Origin of the sequence: Sphingomonas phyllosphaerae (genome assembly GCF_029623345.1) — a bacterium.
GTDB lineage: Bacteria > Pseudomonadota > Alphaproteobacteria > Sphingomonadales > Sphingomonadaceae > Sphingomonas > Sphingomonas phyllosphaerae_C.
Map to the genome: position 1 here is coordinate 150,350 of NZ_JAPYKH010000001.1, position 21,948 is coordinate 172,297.

Genomic DNA, 21,948 nt, shown 5'->3' on the forward strand with positions numbered 1-21,948 from the left:
GTCCTGAATTTAGCTCAATCTGGCAGGCCGGGGAGGAGCTTGTCGAGCGTGATCGGATAGTCGCGCACGCGCACGCCGGTGGCGTTGTAGATCGCGTTGGCGATCGCCGCGCCCGCGCCCGAGATGCCCAGCTCGCCGATGCCCTTGGCGTGGATGGGATTGGCGTGATGGTCGCGCCCATCGAGGAACTCGACCTCCAGCTGCGGGATGTCGGCATTAACCGGCACGTGATATTCGGCGAGATCGCGGTTCACGACCTTGCCGTTGCGACGGTCGTGGACCAGCTCCTCGCTGAGCGCGGCGCCGATCCCGAAGGTCATGCCGCCGAGGCACTGCGAGCGCGCGGTCTTGCGGTTGAGGATCCGGCCAGCTTCGAACACCCCGAGCATCCGCACCACGCGCACCTCGCCCGTCACCGCATTCACCTTCACTTCGGCGAAGTGCGCGCCGTAGCTCGCCTGGCGGACCGCCTTCTCCTGATGCCCCGGCTGGATCGTGCCGACGACCTTCATGCCGTCGCCGACCAGCTCGGTGATCTCCACCGCGCGGTTCTCGGCGATGGCGCGACCGTCCTTGAGCGTCAGTTCGTCAGCGTCGACGCCCATCGCCTTGGCCAGCTTCTCGCGCAGCGCCTCGCAGGCGACATAGACCGACGAGCCCGACGAACCCGCGCCCCAGGAGCCGCCCGAGCCCGCCGCGGGCGGCGCCTCGCCGTCCCCGAGATGGACGATCACGCGGTCGAGCGGCAGGCCGAGCGTCTCCGCGGCGATCTGCGCCAGGATCGTGTAGGTACCCGTGCCGATGTCGGTCATGTCGGTCGACACGATCGCGCGGCCGTCCGTCGTCAGCTCGACCGAGGCGGACGACTTCTGCAGCATGTTCGAGCGCACCGCCGCGGCCACGCCCATGCCGTGGAGCCACTCGCCGCGCCGATCGCCCGCGGTCTTCTTGCGTGCCGACCAGCCGAACGCCTCGGCTCCTCGGTCGAAGCACGGGATCATCTGGCGGCTCGAGAAGGGCACCTTCTTCTCGGGATCCTGCTCGGGCTCGTTGCGGCGGCGCAGCTCGATCGGGTCGATCCCGATCACCTCGGCGAGCTCGTCCATCGCCGCCTCGAGCGCGAGCATGCCGACCGCCTCGCCCGGTGCGCGCATCGAGCCGGAAAGCAGCCAATTGAGCCGCACCAGCTTATGGTCCGTCAGCCGGTTCTCCGCGGCGTAAGCGAAGTGTGTGCCGATTGCGGCGGGCTCGAAATAGTCCTCGCCGGGCAGGTTGCTCGCGAGCGTCTCGTGCCCGATCGCGGTGAGCTTGCCGTCATGGTCGGCAGCGAGGCGGATGCGCTGCTCGGTGTTCGAGCGACGCACCGTAGCGTCGAACACTTGCTGGCGCGCCATCGCCACCTTGACCGGCCGATCGAGCCGCTTGGCCGCAATCGCCGCGGCGACGCTCTCGGGCGCGATGCCGAGCTTGGAGCCGAAGCCACCGCCGACATAGCGCGAGATGATCCGCACCTGATCGTTCTTCACGCCGAGCGCCTGCGCGAGCTGCATCTGGTCCGACGCGACCATCTGGTACGAGCCGTGGAGCGTCAGCTTGCCATCCTTCCACTCGGCGAGCGAGGCGTGCGGCTCCATCGCGGCCGAGTTCTGGCTCGGCGTGGTATAGGTCTGGTCGACGGTATAAGCGGCGGACGCCATTGCCGCCTCGACATCGCCCTGGCTTGTCTGCGGCGGGATCTGGTCGGGCGGCGGCCGATCGGCCTCGTCGCGATGCTCCTCGAACACGAAGGCACCCTCGCGTGGCTCGTAGTCGATCCTGACCTGTGCCGCGGCGTCGCGTGCCGCCTCGAACGTCTCGGCGACGACGATTGCGACGATCTCGCCGTGATAGTCGACCTTCTCGACCCCCTGCGTCGGCGCCTTTTTCTCACCGCCCTGCTGCGGGTTTCGGATGAAGCTGGGGTAATCGGTGATGACGTCGATCACGCCCGGCAGCGCCTTGGCGGCGGCTGCCTGGACGTCGGTGATCTTGCCCGAGCCGAACGGCGCGCGCACCAGCACGCCATAGCTCAACCGCTCGGCCGGATATTCCGCGGCATAAGTCGCGCGGCCTGAGACCTTGAGCGGACCTTCGATCCGGTCGACGGGTTGGCCGATCACGCCCTGCGCGCCGCGGTCGAGCAGGCTGTCGGGGAGGGGCTTGTCCATGCGGAGCGAGCGATGCTCGTCGCGACCCAGGACCTTGTCGATCAGCGTCATTGCGTGAGATCCCGGAGCGTGGCGATAAGGATGCGCCGCGCGAGCGGCAACTTGAAGTCGTTGGTGCCGAAACCCTTGGCGCCGTCGAGCAGCGCGTCGGCAGCGGCCTCGAAGGCGGCGGTGCCGGGTGCCTGGCCGACCAGAGCGGCCTCGACCGCCGGATTGCGCCACGGCATGTGCGCCACCCCTCCGAAGGCGAGCGCGGCGGAGGCGATCCTACCCTCCTCAACCGCGATCACGGCCGCGACCGACACCAGCGCGAACGCGTAGGAGGCGCGGTCACGTACCTTGCGGTAGGTCTGCTTTCCCTTCGGCGGGGCGGGCAGCTCGACATGGGTGATCAGCTCGCCGGGCGCGAGCACGTTCTCGATGTGCGGCGTGTCGCCGGGCAGGCGGTAGAAGTCGGCGATCGGAATGCGGCGCTTGTCGCCGTCGCCGCGCTGCGTGACGATGACCGCATCGAGCGCGCGCATCGCCACCGGCATGTCGCCGGGGTGCGTCGCGATGCACTGGTCGCTGGTGCCGAGGATGGCGTGGATGCGGTTAAAGCCGCCGATCGCCTCGCAGCCGCTGCCGGGCTCGCGCTTGTTGCATCCTGCCGCGGTGTCGTAGAAATAATAGCAGCGAGTGCGCTGGAGCAGGTTGCCGCCAGTGGTCGCCTTGTTGCGCAACTGGCCGCTCGCCCCTGCAAGCAGCGCGCGGCTGAGCACCTCATACTTCTCGATGACGCGCGGGTCGGCAGCGAGGTCGCTGTTGGGCACCAGCGCGCCGATGGTGAGCCCGCCGTCCTCGCGCTCCTCGATCTGGTCGAGGTCGAGACGGCTGATATCGACGAGCTTGTCGGGCGTCTCGACCTGGAGCTTCATCAGGTCGAGCAGGTTGGTCCCGCCCGCGATGAAGCGGCCGCCCGCTTGGACCGCCTCGGCAACGCTGCCGGGGCGCGCATAGTCGAAGGTCTTCATGCCGTCACCTCGCGCTGCTCGGCGGCGACCTCGCGAATCGCGTCGACGATATTGGGGTAAGCTGCGCAGCGGCAGATATTGCCGCTCATCCGCTCGCTAATCTCGCTCTCATCGAAGGTAACGTCGGTCAGATCGGCGGAGGCGTGGCTCGGCCAGCCTTTCCTCACCTCGTCGAGCATGCCGACCGCGGAGCAAATCTGCCCCGGCGTGCAATAGCCGCACTGATAGCCGTCGTGCTTGACGAACGCGGCCTGGAGCGGGTGGAGGTTCTCGACCGTGCCAAGACCCTCGATCGTCATGATCTCGTCATCCTGGTGCATCACGGCGAGCGTGAGGCAGGCGTTGATGCGGCGACCGTTCACCAACATGGTGCAGGCGCCGCACTGACCGTGGTCGCAGCCCTTCTTGCTGCCGGTGAGCCCGAGATGCTCACGGCACAGGTCGAGCAGCGAGGTACGGACATCGACCTCGGCCTCGTAGGATTTTCCGTTGATGGTGAAGTGCATGGACCGGCCCCTGACTAACATGTGCGAAACGTCGCGGCCGCTTGGCGGGTCCGTGCGAACGACTCTCATGGGAGTGGCGCTGCTGCTGGCGCCCAGCGCGGCGTTGGCGCAAAAGGCCGCGATGACCACACCGACGCGCCCGCTCATCATCGCGCACCGCGGCGCCAGCGGGGAACGGCCTGAGCACACCATCGCGAGCTACACGCGCGCGATCGAGCAGGGCGCCGACGTGATCGAGCCCGATCTGGTGCCCACCAAGGACGACGTGCTGGTCGCGCGCCACGAGAACGAGATCTCCGAGACCACCGATGTCGCGCAGCACCCCGAGTTCGCGACGCGGCGCACCACCAAGACGATCGACGGTCAGTCGCTGACCGGCTGGTTCGTCGAGGATTTCACGCTGGCCGAGCTGAAGACGCTGCGTGCCAGGGAGCGGTTGCCGCAGCTGCGCCCCGCCAATACCACGTGGGACGGCAAGGAGGCGATCCCGACCTTCGCCGAGGTGATCGCGCTGGCGAAACAGCATCATGTCGGCATCTACCCCGAGACCAAGCACCCGACCTATTTCCGCTCGATCGGCCATCCGACCGATGCGCTGCTGGTGGCGCAACTGCGCGCCGCCGGTTGGGACTCGCGTGACGCGCCGGTGTTCATCCAGTCGTTCGAGGTCGACAATCTCAAGCGGCTGGCGACGATGACCAAGATTCGGCTGATCCAGCTGGTCGCCGCCAAGGGTGCGCCGGCGGACGGCGCCGCGCCGAGCTACGAAGCGATGGTGACACGCGAGGGCCTGCGCGCGGTGGCACGCTACGCTTATGGTCTGGGACCGGAGAAGGCGATGCTATGGTCGGGCGCGACCGCGACGCCGCTGGTGCGCGACTCGCACGCGGCGGGGCTCAAGGTCCATCCTTGGACCTTCCGCGCCGAGAACGTCTTCCTCGACCCACGCTTCCGCCGCGGCGAGCAGCCCGCCGCGCATGGCGACCTGGTCGGCGAGATCCGCGCCGCGCTGGGGCAGGGGATCGACGGGTTCTTCACCGATTTTCCTGCTATCGGGGTGGAGGCCAGGGGGCGGGAGACGAAGTGATGCGTGGGTTCGTGATGATGATGGCGGCGGTGCCGTTGCTGGCGACCGGCGGGTGCGTGCGGACGGCGTGGAACGTCGCGACGCTGCCGGTGAAGGCGGTCGGCAAGGGCGCCGACGTAATGACCACCAGCCCCAAAGAGCGCGACGAAAAATACGTCCGCCAGCAGCGCAAGCAGGCCGAGAGCGACGAGAAGGAGCGGCGCGAGCGCGAGAAGGCATGCCGCAAGCATCCCGACCAGTGTGAGGCGGAGCCGGGGTACGCAGGGGCGGGGCGCTGAGGTACTCGCCCGGCGTGGGTGAGGTGAGCGGGCCTCCTTGTGCGTGTTCGTGCGCAGGCAGGAACCCAGATTCACGAGCGACGCGCTGAGCAACGCCGGGCTCCTGCGTGCACAGGAGCTCGGTCGTTGATTAAAGGGGTGCCTTTGCGACCTGCGTCGCCCCGGCGGGGGCCGGGGCCCAGTTGGAAAGGCGAAGTTAGATTCGACGAAATCTCTCAACTGGACCCCGGCTTCCGCCGGAGTGACAACTGATTTGGGGGGGGGGAGTGCGATCCGTCGGCGATGGGTGCCGCGTGGAGGTCGCCCGCGGATCGGACGCTACAACTTGCCGCGCCACTCCAGCGACTGGCGATTCAACGCCACAAGGTCCGCCTCCCCCGTGACGACCGCCTCACCCAGCGCGACGGCTCCGTCCAGCTGCGCATCCGTCGCGTGGCGGTAAGCCGGCCGCGCCGCGATGGCGTCGTACCAGCGCCCGCCGCAGGCGTGATCGAGCAGGATGCGCTGGAAGCAGTGATCGGCGCGCACCGGCCAGCCGCGCGAGCGTGCCAGCCCTGGCATCACCTCGCGGGTGAGCGCGAGCCAGCGGCGCTCGCGCTCCTCCCGGGTCATGCCGGCCGACTCAGATATGGATCGGCTTGCCGGTGACCGCCATCGCGGCCTCCTTGATCGCCTCCGAGTGCGTCGGGTGCGCGTGGCAGGTGTAGGCGATGTCCTCGCTGGTGGCACCGAACTCCATCGCCTGCGCCGCCTGCGCGATCATCGTGCCGCCGACGGTGGCGATGCACCACACGCCGAGCACGCGGTCGGTCTTGGCGTCAGCAATGATCTTCACGAGACCATCCGGCTCGTGATTGGTCTTGGCGCGACTGTTGGCCATCATCGGGAACTTGCCGACCTTCACCTCGCCGCGCTCGCGCGCGAGCTCCTCGGTGAGGCCGACCCCTGCGATCTCGGGCCAGGTGTACACCACCGAGGGAATCACGTCGTGGTTCACGATGCCGTGCTGGCCGGCGATATTCTCGGCCACCGCGATGCCTTCGTCCTCGGCCTTGTGCGCCAGCATCGGGCCGGGGACAACGTCCCCAATCGCCCAGATTCCGTCCACCGCGGTGCGGAAGTCGTGGTCGATTTCGACCTGCCCGCGCTGGTTGGTGGCGAGCCCGGCGGCCTCGAGATGGAGACCGTCGGTGTTGGGCCGGCGCCCGATCGACACCAGCACGCAATCGGCCTCCAGCGTCGTCGCCTCGCCGCCCTGCGCGGGCTCGAGCGTCAGCACCGCCTTGCCGCCCTCGACCGCGACCTTGGTCACCTTGGTCGAGAGCTTGAACTCGATCCCCTGCTTCTTGAAGATCTTGTTCGACTCCTTGCGGATGTCGCCGTCGAAGCCGGGCAGGATCTGGTCGAGGAACTCGACGCAGGTCACCTTGGCGCCCAGCCGCCGCCACACCGAGCCGAGCTCGAGCCCGATCACGCCGCCGCCGATCACCACCATATGCTCGGGCACGCGCGGCAGCTCGAGCGCGCCGGTCGAGTCGACCACCACCTGCTGGTCGATCGTCACGCCGGGCAGCGCGGTGACCGACGAGCCGGTCGCGATCACGATGTTCCTGGCGGTGACGCGCTGGTCGCCGACGCTGACGCTGTGCGCGTCCTGGAAGGCGGCGCGGCCCTTGAGCCAGGTCACCTTGTTCTTCTTGAACAGATACTCGATGCCGCCGGTGAGCTGCTTCACCGCATCGCGGCGCTGCCCGTGCATCGTGTCGAGATCGAGCTCGACCTGGGTCTTGATGCCGAGCTTGGCCATCGCGCCGTTGGCGGCATGGTCGTACAGCTCGGAAGCGTGGAGCATCGCCTTGGAGGGGATGCAGCCGACGTTGAGGCAGGTGCCGCCCAGCGTCTCGCGGCTCTCGGCGCAGGCGGTGCGAAGCCCGAGCTGCGCGGCGCGGATCGCGGCGACATAGCCGCCCGGCCCGGCGCCGATCACGAGAACGTCATAGTCGTACTGCTGTTCGTCAGCCATTCCATGCCTCCACCCCGGCGAACGCCGGGGTCCAGTTACGGGCCGCATATAGGGATCGCTGCGGCCGGTTACCTCTATGTCCCAACTGGACCCCGGCGTTTGCCGGGGTGGTGCGTTGGGGCGTCACCTTACAGGTCGATCAGGATGCGCGTCGGGTCCTCGATCGCGTTCTTGAGCGCGACGAGGAAGGTCACCGCCTCGCGGCCGTCGATCAGGCGGTGATCGTAGCTGAGCGCGAGGTACATCATCGGGCGCACCACCACCTGGCCGTCGCGGACCACGGGGCGCTCCTCGATACGATGCAGGCCGAGCACCGCCGACTGCGGCGGGTTGATGATCGGGGTCGACATCAGCGAGCCGAACACGCCGCCGTTGGAGATGGTGAAGGTGCCCCCGCGCATCTCGTCCATCTTGAGCGTGCCGTCCTTGGCGCGCTTGCCGAAGTCACCGATCGTCTTTTCGATGCCCGCGACCGACAGCGCCTGCGCGTCGCGGATTACCGGCACGACCAGCCCGTTGGGCGCCGAGACCGCGACCGAGATGTCGGCGTAATCGTGGTAGACGATCTCGTCACCCTCGATCGAGGCGTTGACCGACGGAATGTCCTTCAGCGCCATCGTCGCGGCCTTCACGAAGAAGCCCATAAAGCCGAGCCGAACGCCGTGCTTCTTCTCGAACAGGTCCTTGTACTTGGCGCGCGCCTCGATCACCGCGGTCATGTCGACGTCGTTGAACGTCGTCAGCATCGCGGCGCTGTTCTGCGCCTCCTTGAGGCGCTTGGCGATGGTCTGGCGCAGGCGCGTCATCTTGACGCGCTCTTCCTTGCGGCCGCTCGACGCGGCGACCGAGGGAGTCTGCGCCGCCGGCGCGGCACTCGCCTCGGCAGGCTTGGTCGAGGCGGCGGCGGCGACGTCCTCCTTGGTGAGGCGGCCGTCCTTGCCGGTGCCCTTCACGGTCGAGGGATCGACGCCGTGCTCGAGCACCGCGCGGCGCACCGAAGGCGACAGCGCGGCCGGCGCGTTGGTGGTCACCGGCGTCTCACCGTGGTTGCCGTAGCCGCCCGCGACCGGTGCAGCCTGCGCTGCCGTTTGGGGCGCGCTCGCCGCCGGGGCCGGCGCGGGGCTGGTCGACGCGGCCGCGGCGCCGTCACCGCTCTCGATCGTCGCGATCAGCGCGCCGACCTCAACCGTGTCACCCACCTTCGCCGCATGCTGGCCCATCACGCCCGCGACGGGGGAGGGGACTTCGACCGAGACCTTGTCGGTCTCGAGGCTGGCGATGGGCTCGTCGGCGGCGACCGCTTCGCCCGGCTGCTTGAGCCACTCGCCGACGGTGGCCTCGGTGATCGACTCGCCCAGCGTGGGGACCAGAACTTCGGTTGCCATTGTGTACCTCGTCATCCCGAGCGCGGGGTCTAGCATCAAACGGGGCGTCCCGGCGCATCGCCGGGACGCGGGATCGGATCAGGAGGAGGGCTGCGCCGCCTTCTTGGTAGTGTCGAGCTCGCGCGTGCGGCGGATCTCGTCGCGCACGTTATGCCCGAGCGCGTCGGCGATCAGCGCGCCCTGCTCGGCCTGGTGACGCTTCATCAGCCCGGTCGCGGGCGATGCGGCGGCGGTGCGGCCGGCGTAGCGCGGACGCGTGACGCGCGACTTGGCCAGCGCGAGCGCCTCCTCGATCAGCGGGTCGACGAAGAACCAGTAACCGTTGTTGCGCGGCTCTTCCTGCGCCCAGATCACTTCCTCGAGCGCGGTCAGGCGCGACAGCCGCTCGGCCAGCGCGTCGGTGGGGAAGGGGTAGAGCTGCTCGATGCGGACGATCTGCGTCTCAGTGTCACCCGCCGCGTCGCGCGCCTCGATCAGGTCGTACGCCACCTTGCCGGTGCACAGCACCAGCCGCTTGGTCTGCGCGTCCGGCGCGCCGTTGGTGTCCGACAGGATGCGGCGGAAGTGCGTGTTCCCGACAAAGTCCGCCGCGCTGCTGACCGCCAGCTTGTGGCGTAGCAGCGACTTGGGCGTGAACACGACCAGCGGCTTGCGGAAGTTGCGGTGCATCTGCCGGCGCAGCAGGTGGTAATAGTTCGCCGGCGTGGTGCAGTTGGCGACCTGGATGTTGTCGCCCGCGCACAGCTGGAGAAAGCGCTCCGGACGCGCCGAGCTGTGCTCGGGGCCCTGGCCCTCGTAGCCGTGCGGCAGCAGCATCACGAGGCCGTTGGCGCGCAGCCACTTGGCTTCGCCCGCGGCGATGAATTGGTCGATCATGATCTGCGCGCCGTTGACGAAGTCGCCGAACTGCGCCTCCCACAGCACCAGCGTCTTCGGATCGGCGAGCGCGTAGCCGTACTCGAAGCCGAGCACGCCATATTCCGACAGCGGGCTGTCGAGCACCTCGAAGCTGCCGTGCGGCACCGTCCAGAGCGGCACGTACTTGTGCTCGTCATTCTGGTCGACCCACACCGCATGGCGCTGCGAGAAGGTGCCGCGGCCGGAGTCCTGGCCCGACAGCCGCACGCCATAACCCTCGTGGAGCAGCGAGCCGAACGCCAGCGCCTCGCCGGTCGCCCAGTCGAAGTTCTCGCCGGAGGTGAACATCTGGCGCTTGGCATCGAGCACGCGCGCGAGCGTCTTGTGGATCGTGATGCTGTCCGGGACGGTGGTCAGCGTGCGGCCGATCGAGTCGAACAGTTTCTGCTCGATCCCGGTGTCGACGCTGCGGCGCGAACTCTCGGCATCGGCCGGCGCGTGCAGCCCCGACCAGCGCCCCGCGAACCAGTCCGCCTTGTTGGGCTTGTAGCTCGCGCCAGCGTCGAACTCACCCTCGAGCAGGGTGGTGAACTGACCGACACTGTCGTCGATGAACGCCTGGTCGACCACGCCCTCGGCAATCAACCGCTTGCCGTAAATCTCGCTGACCGGCGGGTGGCTGCGGATCGCCTTGTACATCAGCGGCTGGGTGAAACCGGGCTCGTCGCCCTCGTTATGGCCGAAGCGGCGATAGCACCACATGTCGATCACGACGTCGCGGTGGAACTTCTGGCGATATTCCATCGCGATCTTGGTCGCGAAGGTGACCGCTTCGGGATCGTCGCCGTTGACGTGGAAGATCGGCGCCTGGACGCCCTTGGCGACGTCCGACGGATAGGGTGACGAGCGCGCGAACTGCGGGCTGGTCGTGAAGCCGATCTGGTTGTTGATGACGAAATGGACGCAGCCGCCGGTGTTGTAGCCGCGGATGCCCGAGAAGCCGAAGCACTCCCAGACGATACCCTGGCCAGCGAAGGCGGCGTCGCCGTGGATCAGCACCGGCAGCGAGCGCGCGTGCGTGTCGAGGTCGTTGGCGATCGTCTGGATCGCGCGGATCTTGCCGAGCACCACCGGATCCGCCGCCTCGAGGTGCGACGGGTTGGCGACCAGCGACATATGGACGTGGTGCCCGTCGAACTCGCGGTCGGTCGAGGTGCCGAGGTGGTACTTGACGTCACCCGAGCCGCCGATGTCGTCGGGGTGCGCCGAGCCGCCCGCGAACTCGTGGAAGATCACGCGCAACGGTTTGGCCATGACGTTGGCGAGCACGTTGAGGCGACCGCGGTGCGCCATGCCGAACACGATCTCGTTGACGCCAGCGGCGCCGCCATACTTGATCACGCTCTCCAGCGCGGGGATCATGCTCTCGCCGCCGTCGAGCCCGAAGCGCTTCGTACCGACGTACTTGCGGCCCAGGAACTTCTCCCACTGCTCGGCTTCGATCACCTTGGTGAGGATCGCCTTCTTGCCGGCGGTGGTGAACTCGACGCCCTTGTCTTTGCCCTCCATCCGCTCCTGGAGGAACTTGCGCTCCTCGACATCGGCGATGTGCATGTACTCGAGGCCGACGCTGCCGCAATAATTGGCGCGCAGCGTGTCGACCACCTCGCGGATCGTCGCCCATTGCAGCCCGAGCGAGCCGCCGAGATAGACCGGGCGGTCGATGTCGGCGTCGGAGAAGCCGTGATAGTCGGTCTTGAGGTCGGCGGGCAGCTCGCGCGCCGAGGATAGGCCGAGCGGGTCGAGGTTGGCGGCGAGATGGCCGCGCACGCGATAGGTGCGGATCAGCAGCTGCGCGCGGATCGAGTCCGCCGCCGCCTTGACGATCGCGTCCTGCGACGGGGCAGGGGCAGCCGGCGCGGCGGGCGCGGGCTTACCGCCCTTCGCCGGCTTGGGCGTGGGCTCCATCTGCGTCGGGTCGAGCCCGGCGGTGAGGTCGTCGGTGGTGGTGAGCGGCCAGCGCTTGTTCTGCCACGATGGCGCGGTCAGCGATCCTTCCAGCCCCTCGAAGAAGCTGCGCCAGCCGGTCTCGACCGAGTCGGGCGATTCCTTGAAGCGAGCGTAGAGCGCGTCGATGAACGCTGGGCTGACGTTACCCGCGATGTCGCTGAAATCCTGGCCTTCGTAGCCCATGTCACGCATCCTCGACCGCTCGACTAATGGGTTCGTCACCCCGGCATGGAGGCCGGGGTCCAGGGCCGCGAACGGCCCGCTGGCCGCCCTGGATCCCGACCCGCGCCGGGATGACGTCAGTTCACTTACTTATTGAGCACGCTCAGCAGCGTCGAGCCCAGCTCGCTGGGGCTCGCCGCGACCTTGATGCCGGCCGCTTCCATCGCCGCGATCTTGCTTTCCGCATCGCCCTTACCACCCGACACGATCGCACCGGCATGGCCCATGCGCCGCCCCGGGGGGGCAGTGCGGCCCGCGATGAAGCCGGCCATCGGCTTCTTGCGGCCACGCTTGGCCTCGTCGATCAGGAATTGCGCCGCCTGCTCCTCGGCGTCGCCGCCGATCTCGCCGATCATGATGATCGACTGCGTTTCCTCGTCGGCGAGGAACAGCTCGAGCACGTCGATGAAGTTGGTGCCGTTGACCGGGTCGCCGCCGATACCCACCGCGGTGGTCTGGCCGAGCCCGGCGTTCGAGGTCTGGAACACCGCCTCATAGGTCAGCGTGCCCGAGCGCGACACGACGCCGACCGAGCCCTTCTTGAAGATGTTGCCCGGCATGATGCCGATCTTGCACTCGCCCGGCGTCAGCACGCCCGGGCAGTTCGGACCGATCAGCCGCGACTTGCTGCCCGACAGCGCGCGCTTGACGCGCACCATGTCGAGCACCGGAATGCCCTCGGTGATCGCGACGATCAGCGGCACCTCTGCGTCGATCGCCTCGAGGATCGAGTCCGCGGCGAAGGGTGGCGGCACGTAGATCACTGACGCATTGGCACCGGTCTTGGCGACCGCCTCGGCGACGGTGTCGAAGTTCGGCAGGCCGAGCTCCTCGTGCGTGGTGCCGCCCTTGCCGGGCGTCACGCCGCCGACCATCTGCGTGCCATAGTCCAGCGCCGCCCTGGTATGGAAGGTGCCAGTCTTGCCAGTCATCCCTTGCGTGATGACCTTGGTGTTCTTGTCGACGAGGATGCTCAAGTCCGTCTCCCTAGATCGGGCGATGTGCGTGCCCCGGCGAAGGCCGGGGCCCAGTTACGGTGGCGGTCATGGCGAAGCGATACGATCGTACAGGTCGTCCCACTCCGGGTTGAGCCCTTCGATCTCGCGCAGCTTCCACGCCCGCTTCCACTCCTTCATCTGCAGCTCACGATGCCGGGCTGCCTCGATGCTCTCATGCGCCTCATACCAGACGAGGCGATGACAGTGATGCTTCTTGGTGAAGCCGCCGATGACGCCGCTGCGATGCTCCCAAATACGTTTGGGTAGGTCGCTGGTAACGCCGATGTAGATCGTGCCGTTTCGTTCGCTCGCCATGATGTAGACGAAGCCGGCTTTCTCCACCTCGGGACTTCTCCCAACTGGGCCCCGGCCTCCGCCGGGGCACAGCTACTCGTTCACGCCCCCAGCGAGCCGTCGATCCCCTTGCAGGCCACGAGCAGCTCCTTGACCGCATCGACCGACACCTGGAGGTTGGCCTTGGCCTCGTCCGAGAGCGGGACCTCAACGATCTTCTCGACGCCGCCCGCGCCGATCACCACCGGCACGCCGACGTACAGGTCGTCGATACCATATTGGCCAGAGAGATGCGCCGCCGCGGGCAGAATGCGCTTCTGGTCGTAGAGATAGGCCTCGGCCATCGCGATGCCGCTAGTCGCCGGCGCGTAATAGGCCGAGCCGGTCTTGAGCAGCGCGACGATCTCGCCGCCGCCGCCGCGCGTACGCTTGATGATCTCGTCGACCTTCTCCTTGGTGGAGAAGCCCATCGCGATCAGGTCACTGACCGGAATGCCGCTGACGGTCGAATATTCGAGCACCGGCACCATCGTGTCGCCGTGGCCGCCGAGCACGAAGGTGTTCACGTCCTTGACCGACACGCCGAGCTCCTCGGCGAGGAAGTGGCTGAAGCGCGCGGAGTCGAGCACGCCTGCCATGCCGACCACCTTCTGGTGCGGCAGACCGGAGAACTCGCGCAGTGCCCAGACCATCGCGTCGAGCGGGTTGGTGATGCAGATCACGAAGGCGTCGGGCGCGTTGTCGCGGATGCCCTCGCCGACCGCCTTCATCACTTTGAGGTTGATGCCGAGCAGGTCGTCGCGGCTCATGCCGGGCTTGCGCGCGACACCGGCGGTGACGATGATCACATCGGCGCCGGCGATGTCGGCATAATCGTTCGAGCCCTTGATCGAGGCGTCGAAACCCTCAACCGGGCCGCACTGGCTGAGATCGAGCGCCTTGCCCTGGGGCACGCCCTCGACCACGTCGAACAGGACGATGTCGCCCAGACCCTTGAGTGCTGCGAGGTGCGCGAGCGTGCCGCCGATATTACCGGCGCCGATCAGCGCAATCTTCTTCCGGGCCATCCCATCCCTCTCTGATGCCGAGCCGTGAATGGAACAGTCGCCTACGCCCTTCGGGCGCATCCGACAACCCGCTAAAGCTACCAGGGTCAAAGTATTCCTGCATATTGTTCGCAAGAGCAATAAGGCTTAGCCTGTGCCGTGACCCTCGCTCAAGTAGCTCTCCGAGCGCATCTCTTCCAGGCGGCTGGCGGTGCGGCGGAACTCGAACGCGCCGTCGCCGCGCGGGTAGAGCTGGTCGGGCTCAGCGTCCGCGGCGGCGAGCAACTTGACCTTATGCTCGTACAGCGCGTCGATCAGCGCGACGAAGCGCGCCGCCTCGTTGCGGTTGTCCGGGCCCAGGATCGGGATGCCGACGAGGATGACGGTGTGATAGCGCCGCGCGATCGCGAGATAGTCGGCCGCACCGCGCGCCTCGCCGCACAGCTTCTTGAAAGCGAACACCGCGACGCCTTTGAGGGTCTTGGGGACGCGCAGCGTGCGGCCCTGCACCACCAGCTCCTCGCTCGGCACATGATCGCGATCCTCGGGCGGATAATCGGTGAGGCGATAGAAGGCGGCGGAGAGCTCCGCGGTGGCCTGCTCGCCATTGGGGACGAGCCAGGTCTTGTGCGTTCCGAGCCGGTCGCGGCGGTAATCGACCGGACCGTTGAGCGCGAGCACGTCCAGCCGCTCCTCGATCAGCGCGATGAAGCCGAGGAAATGCTCGCGGTTGAGCCCGCTCTTGTACAGGTCCGCGGGGGCACGGTTAGAGGTGGTCACGACGGTCACGCCGGCTTCGATCAGCGCGGTGAACAGCCGCGACAGGATCATCGCGTCAGGCGAGTTGGTCACCATCATCTCGTCGAAGGCGAGCAGCTGCGCCTCATCAGCGAGCGCCTCCGCAACAGGAAGGATCGGATCGCCTTCCTCCTTGCGCCGCTCGACCGCGATGCGCGCGTGCACCTCGAGCATGAACTCGGCGAAGTGGACGCGGCGCTTCTTCGCCACCGCGACATTGGCGAAGAACAGGTCCATCAGCATCGACTTGCCGCGGCCGACGTCGCCCCACAGATAGACGCCCTTGGCGGGAACGCGACGGCGGCGGAACAGGCCGATCGTGCGGGGCTTCTCCAGTTCCTGCGCGAGCGCGTCGAGCTGGAGCGCGGCGGCCTGCTGCTCGGGATCGGGGCGTAGCTCGTCGTCGGCGATCAGGCGCCGGTATGCGTCACTTACTTTTCCCATCGTCACCCTTCGCGGCGCTGCACCGCAGCATGGTGACGTCTGTGGGGATAGCGGGCGAGAGGATCAAGCCTCGCGACGGTGACGTTGTGTGGCGGGGGTGGGGCAAGCTAGCGGTCGTGGCGAAAGTCGCTCGCACCCTGATGTACCCCGGCGCATGCCGGGGCCCAGTTGGGAAGGCCGTCGTGAGTCTCACCACCGGTGCCCAACTGGGCCCCGGCCTCCGCAGGGGCACGATGCGGCCTCGTTTCGCTCGATCAACCAGCGTGGAGTCCACCGACAAAGCGCGCCGGATCCCTGCTAGCCTGATGGATCACCGGCCACATGGGATCCCGCAGGCGCCGCCACTCGCCGATCAGACGATCCGCTCGACTTCCATCTTCTTGATCTCGGCGATGGCCTTGGCGGGCGACAGCCCCTTCGGGCAGACATTGGCACAGTTCATGATCGTGTGGCAGCGATACAGGCGGAACGGATCCTCCAGCGCGTCGAGCCGCTCGCCGGTCATCTCGTCGCGGCTGTCGGCGAGCCAGCGATAGGCCTGGAGCAGGATCGCCGGGCCGAGGAACTTGTCCGAATTCCACCAATAGCTCGGGCACGAGGTCGAGCAGCAGGCGCACAGGATGCACTCGTACAGGCCGTCGAGCTTGGCGCGCTCCTCGGGCGACTGGAGCCGCTCCTTGCCCGCGGGCGGCGGCGTCACCGTCTGCAGCCACGGCGTGATCGACGCATATTGCGCGTAGAAGCGCGTGAAATCGGGGACAAGGTCCTTGATCACGTCCATCGCGGGCAGCGGCGTGATCTTGATCTCGCCCTTCACGTCCTCGATCGCGGTGGTGCAGGCCAAGCCGTTGCGCCCGTCAATGTTCATCGAGCACGAACCGCAGATGCCCTCGCGGCACGAGCGGCGGAAGGTGAGCGAGCTGTCCTGCTCCGATTTGATCTTGATCAGCGCATCGAGCACCATCGGCCCGCACTCGTCGAGATTGACCTCGAACGTGTCGTAGCGCGGGTTCTCGCCCGAGTCGGGATCGTAGCGATAGACCTTGAAGTTGCGCATCGTCCCGCCGGGCTGCGGTGAGGCGACCTTGCGACCGCCCTTGATCTTGCTGTTCTTGGGGAGCGTGAACTCGGCCATGCGCGTCTCTACTTCGTTGGGCCGTCGGCGCGCAGGAGGCGCACCGGCGCCGTTCGTGGGGCGGGTACACGATCGCGGGGCTGGCCGCAAACGTGACCGACGCCGCCTACCTAGAGATTATGGCCGCGCGCTCAAGAGGCGATCGCGCGCTCCAGCGCCGCGACGTCGATCCGCTTCATCGTCATCATCGCCGTCATCGCGCGCGGCCCGTTCACGGGATCCTGCATCAGCTCGGCGAGGCGACGCGGGACGATCTGCCACGCGAGGCTCCAGCGGTCCTTGATCCAGCCGCATGCCATCTCGGTGCCGCCGTTCGCCAGGATCGCGTCCCAGATATGGTCGACCTCGGCCTGGTCGACGCAGTCGATCTGGAGCGACATCGCCTCGCTATGCGTCGGGCCGGGACCGCCGTTCAGCATCGCGAACGATCGCCCCGCAAGGGTGAAGGTGACGGTGAGCACGTCGCCCGCCTTGCCGGCCGGATAGTCCGCGGGCGCGCGCGACACCGAGGTGATCGCGCTGTCGGGGATCAGCCCGGTGTAGAAAGTGGCCTGCTCCTCCGCGGTGCCGTCGCACCACAGCCACACCGACACTTTGTCCATCACGCCCTCCGCTCCCCGACGAAGCCGAAGGTCGCCCCCTCCGAGTCCGCGGCGACCACCGAGAAGCTGCCGCCGGGGATCTCGTCCGGTCCCTGGATCACCCGTCCGCCCGCGCTGGTGAGCCGCTCCACCGCGGCATCGACGTCGTCGACCATGAAGTAGAATTGCCAGCCCGGTCCTTTGCCCGCGAAGCTGTTCATCGTCGCGCCCAGACAAGTCACCCCCGAATGGACGAACTTGTAATCCCCCAGCGCGCCCATCGGCATCGCGCCCTCGTGCCGCCAGCCGAACAGCCCGGCGTAGAAGGCGAGCGCGGCATCCTGATCGGGTGCGGTCAGCTCGTTCCACACCGCGTGGCCTGGGGTGGCGGTATCGGCGGTGCGGAAGGAGCGCGACTTCTCGCCGTAAGCGCGCATGACATAGAAGAGCGTGCCGTCCGGGTCCGCCACCAGCGCGATCCGCCCGACTTCGGGGATGTCGGTCGCCGGCATCGTCACCGCGCCGCCCGCGGCGGTGACCCGCTCCACCGTCGCGTCGACGTCGTCGGCGGCGAGGTAGAACAACCAGCCCGGCGCCATCGGCGCGCCCGGCGGCACCGCCATCAGCCCCGCTACGCCGTCGCCGTCGGGCGCGGCGAGCACGCGATAGTCGGGGGCGCCGGCGAGCTGCGGTCGCTCCACCGACCAGCCGAGCACGTGCGTGTAGAAACGCTCCGCCGCGTCGGGGTCGCGCGCGAGCAGCTCGTACCAGATCGGCAGGCCCTGTGGGTCGGTCATCCTCGTCCTCCTTAAGCGTCGTTGAGTACGGCGAAACCGCCGAAGATCATGCGCTGACCGTCGCAGGGCAGCGGCGTCGGCGGGTTCGCCATGCGCTCGTCCGCCATGACGAGCGGCGTGGCCCGGTCGCGTGCGGCGCGGTCGGGCCACTCGACCCAGGCGACGACGACGGCCTCGTCGTCCTGCGCGAGCGCGGCACGGCTGAAATCGACCGTGTCGCCGGCGGGGACGTCGTCGCCCCACGCTTCGACGTGGCGGATCGCGCCATGATCGAGGAACACCGCGGACGCCGATGCGGCAAAGGCGCGATAGGCCTCACGGTCGACCAAGGCGACCGGCAGTACATAGCCGTCAATGAAGCCCGGCGCGGCGCCACGGCCGGTGTCGACGATCACCTCGAAGCCGCCGAGGATCATGCGCGAGAAGTCGAATGGTGGCAGCCCGAGCGCGGCGAGTCGTTCGTCCGCGACGATCCCCGCTCCAAAGGCGTCCCGCGTGGGGCGGTCGGCGAATTCGATCCAGCCGAAACTCGGGCTCTCGTGCGGTTTCAGCCGGACCGCACCCGCGATGTCGTTACGCTTGCCGACAGGCACGTCCTCACCCCAGGTGTCGACCACGCGGCTCGCGCCATGCTCGCGCACGATCGACGCGGCGGCGCGCGCGTGCTCGGCGAAGCGCGCCCGCGCCGCCATGGCGACCGGGGTGATGAAGCCGTCGATATAGCTCATGCGAGCTGCTCCGCGCCCGCCGCCCGCTGGGCGATCCACTCGGCGAAGCCTGGCGGCGGGCTGCCCGTGAAGCCAGCGAGCTGGTCGGCGAGCGCACGGCGGAAGGCGGGTCGCGCCTCGCCGCGCGCGACATAAGCGGCGAGCGTCGGCTGCGCGGCGAGCAGCGGGTGGTCGCGCAGGATACGCAACACCGCCACCATCAGCAGGTCGCCCACGGAGAAGGCGCCGTCATACCATTCGCGCGCATCCAGCCGCGCCGCCACCTCGCCGAGCCGCTCGGCGATGCGCGCCTCCACCGCGGGCAGGCGCGGCTTCGACCAGGGCTGGTCCGCCTCGAACAGGGTGGCGGTGGCATGGTCCATGATCGGTGGCTCGACTGTGTTGAGCGCGGCGAAGGCCCATTCCGTGGCACGCGCGCGGCCGAGGCGATCGTCGGGCAGCAGGCCGTCGCGGCTGTCGGCAAGATGCAGCACGATCGCGCCTGACTCGTAAAGCACGAGCTCGCCCTCCTCATAGGTCGGCAATTGGCCGAACGGCTGGCGCGCGCGGTGCGGCGAAGCCTTCTGCTCGCCCTGCGCGAGATAGCGCACGCGATAGGGCTGGCCGACTTCCTCCAATGCCCAGCGCACGCGCAGGTCGCGCACCTGCCCGCGCGCGAAATCGGGGACCCAGTCAAACGCGGTGATCACGGGTTGCATAGGAGCCTCTCCTGCTTTTCTCTCGCGAGCCGGTCGCGATATCAGGTTGTTCTTTCGCGCACGCGGGAGTCCAGTGGTCCGGTGAAATGCGCGTCGTTGCTCTGCATGGCCCTGGGTTCCCGCCTGCGCGGGGACCCACCAGGCGCATCGTCGGTCGCTACGGGGACTACAGGGGCGGCGCCGTCTGCCACAGCAGCGCGGCGGTCAGCGTGAAGGCGGCCAGCCCGAGCGGCAGCGGGCGGTCGAGCGCGCGCCGCGCGGTGCCCGGCTTAGGCCGGCACCGCGGCGTCATGCTGCTCGGCCGGCTTGGCGTCCGCGTCCATGTGCATCACTTCCCAGCCGTGGCCGTCGAGATCGTCGAAGGCGCGGCCGTACATGAAACCTCTGTCGTCAGCGCCGTGCAGCTCGCGCCCGCCCGCCGCCAGCGCCGCCGCGCCGAGCCGGTCGACCTCGTCGCGCGAGGCGCAGGACAGGCAGAGCAGCGCCGCGCTGGTGGTGCGCGTGTCGGCGATCGTCTTAGGCGTGAAGGTGCGATAGAAATCGTGCCCGAGCAGCATCACCCAGATCGAGTCAGACCAGACCATCCCCGACGCCTGATCGTTCGAGAAGTCGGGGTTTCGCACGAAGCCCAGCGCTTCGTAGAAGCGGGTGGAAGCGGCCACGTCGGCCACCGGCAGGTTGACGAAAATTGTTCTCTCCATGGTGCGATCTCCCGCGCTCGTCTCTTGTGCGATCCTGCTTCGCGTGGTTATTTAAAGCAACCATGAAGTTAGAAAATGTAACAAAAGGCTCGGCTAGCCGAGAGCGCTGGTACGACGACGCTTGCGGCACCGCGCTGGCAATGGAACTGCTCGGCGAGCGCTGGGCACTGCTGATCGTGCGCGAGCTGTTGTTCGGGCCGCGCCGCTTCACCGAACTGCGCGCCGGCCTGCCGGGGATCAGCGCCAACGTGTTGACGCAGCGGCTCGAGCGGCTCGCGGCGACCGCGATCGTCGAGAAGGTCGAGCTGCCCGGCCGCGCCACCGGTTATGCGCTGACCGAATGGGGCTACGAGGCCGAGCCCGCGATCATGACGCTGGGACGCTGGGCGGCACGCTCGCCCGACCATGATCCGACGCTGCCGCTGTCGGCCGCCTCGATGATGATGTCGCTGCGCACGATGGTCGATGTCGCGCGCGCGCCGGGGCCGATGACGATCGGCTTCCTGTTCGGACGCGACTCGTTCGTGGCGCGGCTCGCCGGCGGCGCGCTGCCGATCGAGCGCGCGCCCGCTTTCGGCGATGCGGTGTTCGACGCCGATCCGCAGACCATGGCCGCGATCGTCTACGGCAAGCTGCCGATCGCCGCGGCCGAGGCGGCGGGCAGCCTGCGGTTCGGCGGCGATCGCGCTGTGGCGGAGGCGTTCATCGACCTGTTCCACCTGCCGGCCAAGGCAACCGCGGCGCCCGCGGCGGGTTGACCCAGGCGCGTTCCCTTCCCACTGGAACGGCATCCTCCAGCGAACGGCCTGCCCGCGAATGACCGATCTGCCCAACACCCAGCCCGACAGCCGCGACACGACGATCCTCGACGCGCCCGACAAGATGGTCAGCGTGCGTGACCTGTTCGGCATCGACAGCGATATGCAGGTGCCCGCGTTCAGCGAGGCGGACGAGCGCGTTCCCGATCTCGACCCTGCCTATGTGTTCGACCCCGACACCACGCTCGCGATCGCCGCGGGATTCGCGCACAACCGCCGCGTGATGGTGCAGGGCTATCACGGCACCGGCAAGTCGAGCCATATCGAACAGGTGGCCGCGCGGCTGAAATGGCCGTGCATCCGCATCAACCTCGACGCGCACATCAGCCGCATCGACCTGGTCGGGCGCGACGCGATCGTGCTGCGCGACGGCCAGCAGATCACCGAATTTCGCGAGGGCCTGCTGCCTTGGGCGCTGCAGACGCCGACTGCTTTGGTGTTCGACGAATATGACGCGGGCCGCCCGGACGTGATGTTCGTGATCCAGCGCGTGCTCGAGACCGAGGGCAAGCTGACGCTGCTCGACCAGAATCGCGTGATCCGGCCGAACCCGTGGTTCCGTCTGTTCGCCACCGCCAATACGGTCGGTCTGGGCGACACCAGCGGGCTGTACCACGGTACGCAGCAGATCAACCAGGGCCAGATGGACCGCTGGAACGTGGTGATCACGCTCAATTATCTGCCGGCGGCGACCGAGGCCAATATCGTGCTCGCCAAGTCGGGTGAATATGACAAGCCCGAGGGCAAGAAGCTGGTCGAGAACATGGTGCGCGTCGCCGACCTGACGCGACGCGGCTTCGTCAACGGCGACATCTCGACCGTGATGAGCCCGCGCACGGTGATCAGCTGGGCACAGAACGCGCTGATCTTCGGCGACGTCGGATTCGCCTTCCGGCTCTCGTTCCTCAACAAGTGCGACGAGGCCGAGCGAGCCCTGGTCGCCGAATATTACCAGCGCGTGTTCGGCAAGGACCTGCCGGAGAGCGTTGCGGCGAAGGCGTGAGGTGAGGCGGGGCCAAGCGATCGATCTGCTGCTCGCGCGGGAGCAGGAGCTTCGCGCAATGAGCATCCGCGAGCTGTCGCTGTTTGGCTCGACGGCGCGCGATGAGGCCCGCGAGGGATCGGACCTCGATCTCGCCGCCGCACTCGACTACGATACCGTGTGCGCGGGTGGTCCTTTCGCCTTCTTCGGACTTCGCGACACGATCGCCGCGATGATCGGTCAGCGCGTGGACCTCGTTTCCGAGCCGACGCGAAAGCCGGCGCTTCAGGCGGAGATCGATCGGGATCGCGTCCGTGTCTACTAAGGATCCGGCCCGGC

23 protein-coding genes are annotated in these 21,948 nt (G+C 67.9%); 5 read left to right on the forward strand and 18 right to left on the reverse strand.

The window, feature by feature from the left end; all coding sequences use genetic code 11:
- Positions 1-14: 14 nt before the first annotated feature.
- From QBJ89_RS00590 to QBJ89_RS00600, 3 genes are read right to left on the reverse strand one after another with little or no spacing between them, the layout of a single operon-like run.
- Positions 15-2,258 (reverse strand): xanthine dehydrogenase family protein molybdopterin-binding subunit, encoded by a 2,244-nt coding sequence (locus QBJ89_RS00590; RefSeq protein ID WP_277978605.1) that lies wholly within the window; start codon positions 2,256-2,258, stop codon positions 15-17.
- Entirely contained in the window at positions 2,255-3,220 is a 966-nt protein-coding gene (locus QBJ89_RS00595) for an FAD binding domain-containing protein (protein ID WP_277978606.1), read from the reverse strand. Before QBJ89_RS00595 ends, QBJ89_RS00590 begins: the two co-directional genes overlap by 4 nt.
- Positions 3,217-3,726: a 2Fe-2S iron-sulfur cluster-binding protein gene (locus tag QBJ89_RS00600; protein ID WP_277978607.1), complete on the reverse strand. Its 510-nt coding sequence runs from the start codon at positions 3,724-3,726 to the stop codon at positions 3,217-3,219. Before QBJ89_RS00600 ends, QBJ89_RS00595 begins: the two co-directional genes overlap by 4 nt.
- Positions 3,727-3,793: 67 nt before the next feature.
- Here QBJ89_RS00600 and QBJ89_RS00605 point away from each other — a divergent pair, with 67 nt between their 5' ends.
- Together QBJ89_RS00605 and QBJ89_RS00610 are read left to right on the forward strand one after the other, a co-directional pair.
- On the forward strand, positions 3,794-4,813 hold the full coding sequence (locus QBJ89_RS00605; protein WP_431522494.1) for a glycerophosphodiester phosphodiesterase: 1,020 nt from the start codon (positions 3,794-3,796) through the stop codon (positions 4,811-4,813).
- A complete protein-coding gene (locus QBJ89_RS00610; protein WP_277978608.1) occupies positions 4,813-5,091 on the forward strand; it encodes a hypothetical protein in 279 nt (92 codons plus the stop codon). The genes QBJ89_RS00605 and QBJ89_RS00610 overlap by 1 nt, the downstream gene beginning before the upstream one ends.
- Before the next feature lie 318 nt (positions 5,092-5,409).
- Here the strand turns inward: QBJ89_RS00610 and QBJ89_RS00615 are convergent, their stop codons facing one another.
- From QBJ89_RS00615 to QBJ89_RS00685, 15 genes are all read right to left on the reverse strand, one after another.
- Positions 5,410-5,703, reverse strand: coding sequence for a GCN5-related N-acetyltransferase (locus QBJ89_RS00615; RefSeq protein WP_277978609.1), 294 nt, complete (start codon positions 5,701-5,703; stop codon positions 5,410-5,412).
- 10 nt (positions 5,704-5,713) lie between these two features.
- Positions 5,714-7,114, reverse strand: a complete 1,401-nt coding sequence (gene lpdA / locus QBJ89_RS00620; protein ID WP_223012500.1) for a dihydrolipoyl dehydrogenase — start codon at positions 7,112-7,114, stop codon at positions 5,714-5,716.
- Between the two features lie 128 nt (positions 7,115-7,242).
- On the reverse strand, positions 7,243-8,499 hold the full coding sequence (odhB, locus tag QBJ89_RS00625; protein WP_277978610.1) for a 2-oxoglutarate dehydrogenase complex dihydrolipoyllysine-residue succinyltransferase: 1,257 nt from the start codon (positions 8,497-8,499) through the stop codon (positions 7,243-7,245).
- Positions 8,500-8,577: 78 nt separating this feature from the next.
- The gene (locus QBJ89_RS00630; RefSeq protein WP_277978611.1) at positions 8,578-11,550 is read right to left on the reverse strand and encodes a 2-oxoglutarate dehydrogenase E1 component; all 2,973 of its coding nucleotides are present in this window, start codon (positions 11,548-11,550) and stop codon (positions 8,578-8,580) included.
- 125 nt (positions 11,551-11,675) lie between these two features.
- Positions 11,676-12,566, reverse strand: a complete 891-nt coding sequence (gene sucD / locus QBJ89_RS00635; protein WP_184035604.1) for a succinate--CoA ligase subunit alpha — start codon at positions 12,564-12,566, stop codon at positions 11,676-11,678.
- Between the two features lie 66 nt (positions 12,567-12,632).
- Entirely contained in the window at positions 12,633-12,929 is a 297-nt protein-coding gene (locus tag QBJ89_RS00640; RefSeq protein WP_277978612.1) for a GIY-YIG nuclease family protein, read from the reverse strand.
- 53 nt (positions 12,930-12,982) lie between these two features.
- On the reverse strand, positions 12,983-13,948 hold the full coding sequence (gene mdh, locus QBJ89_RS00645; protein WP_277978613.1) for a malate dehydrogenase: 966 nt from the start codon (positions 13,946-13,948) through the stop codon (positions 12,983-12,985).
- Positions 13,949-14,074: 126 nt separating this feature from the next.
- Positions 14,075-15,169 (reverse strand): cell division protein ZapE, encoded by a 1,095-nt coding sequence (gene zapE, locus QBJ89_RS00650; protein ID WP_277978614.1) that lies wholly within the window; start codon positions 15,167-15,169, stop codon positions 14,075-14,077.
- A 352-nt stretch (positions 15,170-15,521) separates the two neighbouring features.
- Positions 15,522-16,304: a succinate dehydrogenase iron-sulfur subunit gene (locus QBJ89_RS00655; RefSeq protein ID WP_132907670.1), complete on the reverse strand. Its 783-nt coding sequence runs from the start codon at positions 16,302-16,304 to the stop codon at positions 15,522-15,524.
- 131 nt (positions 16,305-16,435) lie between these two features.
- A complete protein-coding gene (locus tag QBJ89_RS00660) occupies positions 16,436-16,906 on the reverse strand; it encodes a VOC family protein (protein ID WP_277978615.1) in 471 nt (156 codons plus the stop codon).
- The gene (locus QBJ89_RS00665; RefSeq protein WP_277978616.1) at positions 16,906-17,682 is read right to left on the reverse strand and encodes a VOC family protein; all 777 of its coding nucleotides are present in this window, start codon (positions 17,680-17,682) and stop codon (positions 16,906-16,908) included. Before QBJ89_RS00665 ends, QBJ89_RS00660 begins: the two co-directional genes overlap by 1 nt.
- An 11-nt stretch (positions 17,683-17,693) precedes the next feature.
- Entirely contained in the window at positions 17,694-18,410 is a 717-nt protein-coding gene (locus QBJ89_RS00670) for a DUF1428 domain-containing protein (protein ID WP_277978617.1), read from the reverse strand.
- Complete coding sequence (locus QBJ89_RS00675) at positions 18,407-19,108, reverse strand: glutathione S-transferase family protein (RefSeq protein ID WP_277978618.1); 702 nt, start codon at positions 19,106-19,108, stop codon at positions 18,407-18,409. The genes QBJ89_RS00670 and QBJ89_RS00675 overlap by 4 nt, the downstream gene beginning before the upstream one ends.
- A gap of 166 nt (positions 19,109-19,274) precedes the next feature.
- Positions 19,275-19,400 carry a hypothetical protein gene (locus QBJ89_RS00680; RefSeq protein WP_277978619.1) on the reverse strand — a complete coding sequence of 42 codons (126 nt, stop codon included), beginning with the start codon at positions 19,398-19,400 and terminating at the stop codon, positions 19,275-19,277.
- Positions 19,378-19,809, reverse strand: coding sequence for a VOC family protein (locus QBJ89_RS00685; protein ID WP_277978620.1), 432 nt, complete (start codon positions 19,807-19,809; stop codon positions 19,378-19,380). The genes QBJ89_RS00680 and QBJ89_RS00685 overlap by 23 nt, the downstream gene beginning before the upstream one ends.
- A gap of 62 nt (positions 19,810-19,871) precedes the next feature.
- On the opposite strand from QBJ89_RS00685, the gene QBJ89_RS00690 reads away from it, so the two are divergent.
- The 3 genes from QBJ89_RS00690 to QBJ89_RS00700 are packed head-to-tail and all read left to right on the forward strand — an operon-like array spanning position 19,872 to position 21,934.
- Positions 19,872-20,567, forward strand: a complete 696-nt coding sequence (locus QBJ89_RS00690) for a winged helix-turn-helix transcriptional regulator (RefSeq protein ID WP_277978621.1) — start codon at positions 19,872-19,874, stop codon at positions 20,565-20,567.
- Positions 20,568-20,625: 58 nt separating this feature from the next.
- Positions 20,626-21,630 (forward strand): cobaltochelatase subunit CobS, encoded by a 1,005-nt coding sequence (gene cobS / locus QBJ89_RS00695; RefSeq protein ID WP_277978622.1) that lies wholly within the window; start codon positions 20,626-20,628, stop codon positions 21,628-21,630.
- 1 nt (position 21,631) lies between these two features.
- On the forward strand, positions 21,632-21,934 hold the full coding sequence (locus QBJ89_RS00700) for a nucleotidyltransferase family protein (protein ID WP_277978623.1): 303 nt from the start codon (positions 21,632-21,634) through the stop codon (positions 21,932-21,934).
- Positions 21,935-21,948 lie beyond the last annotated feature (14 nt).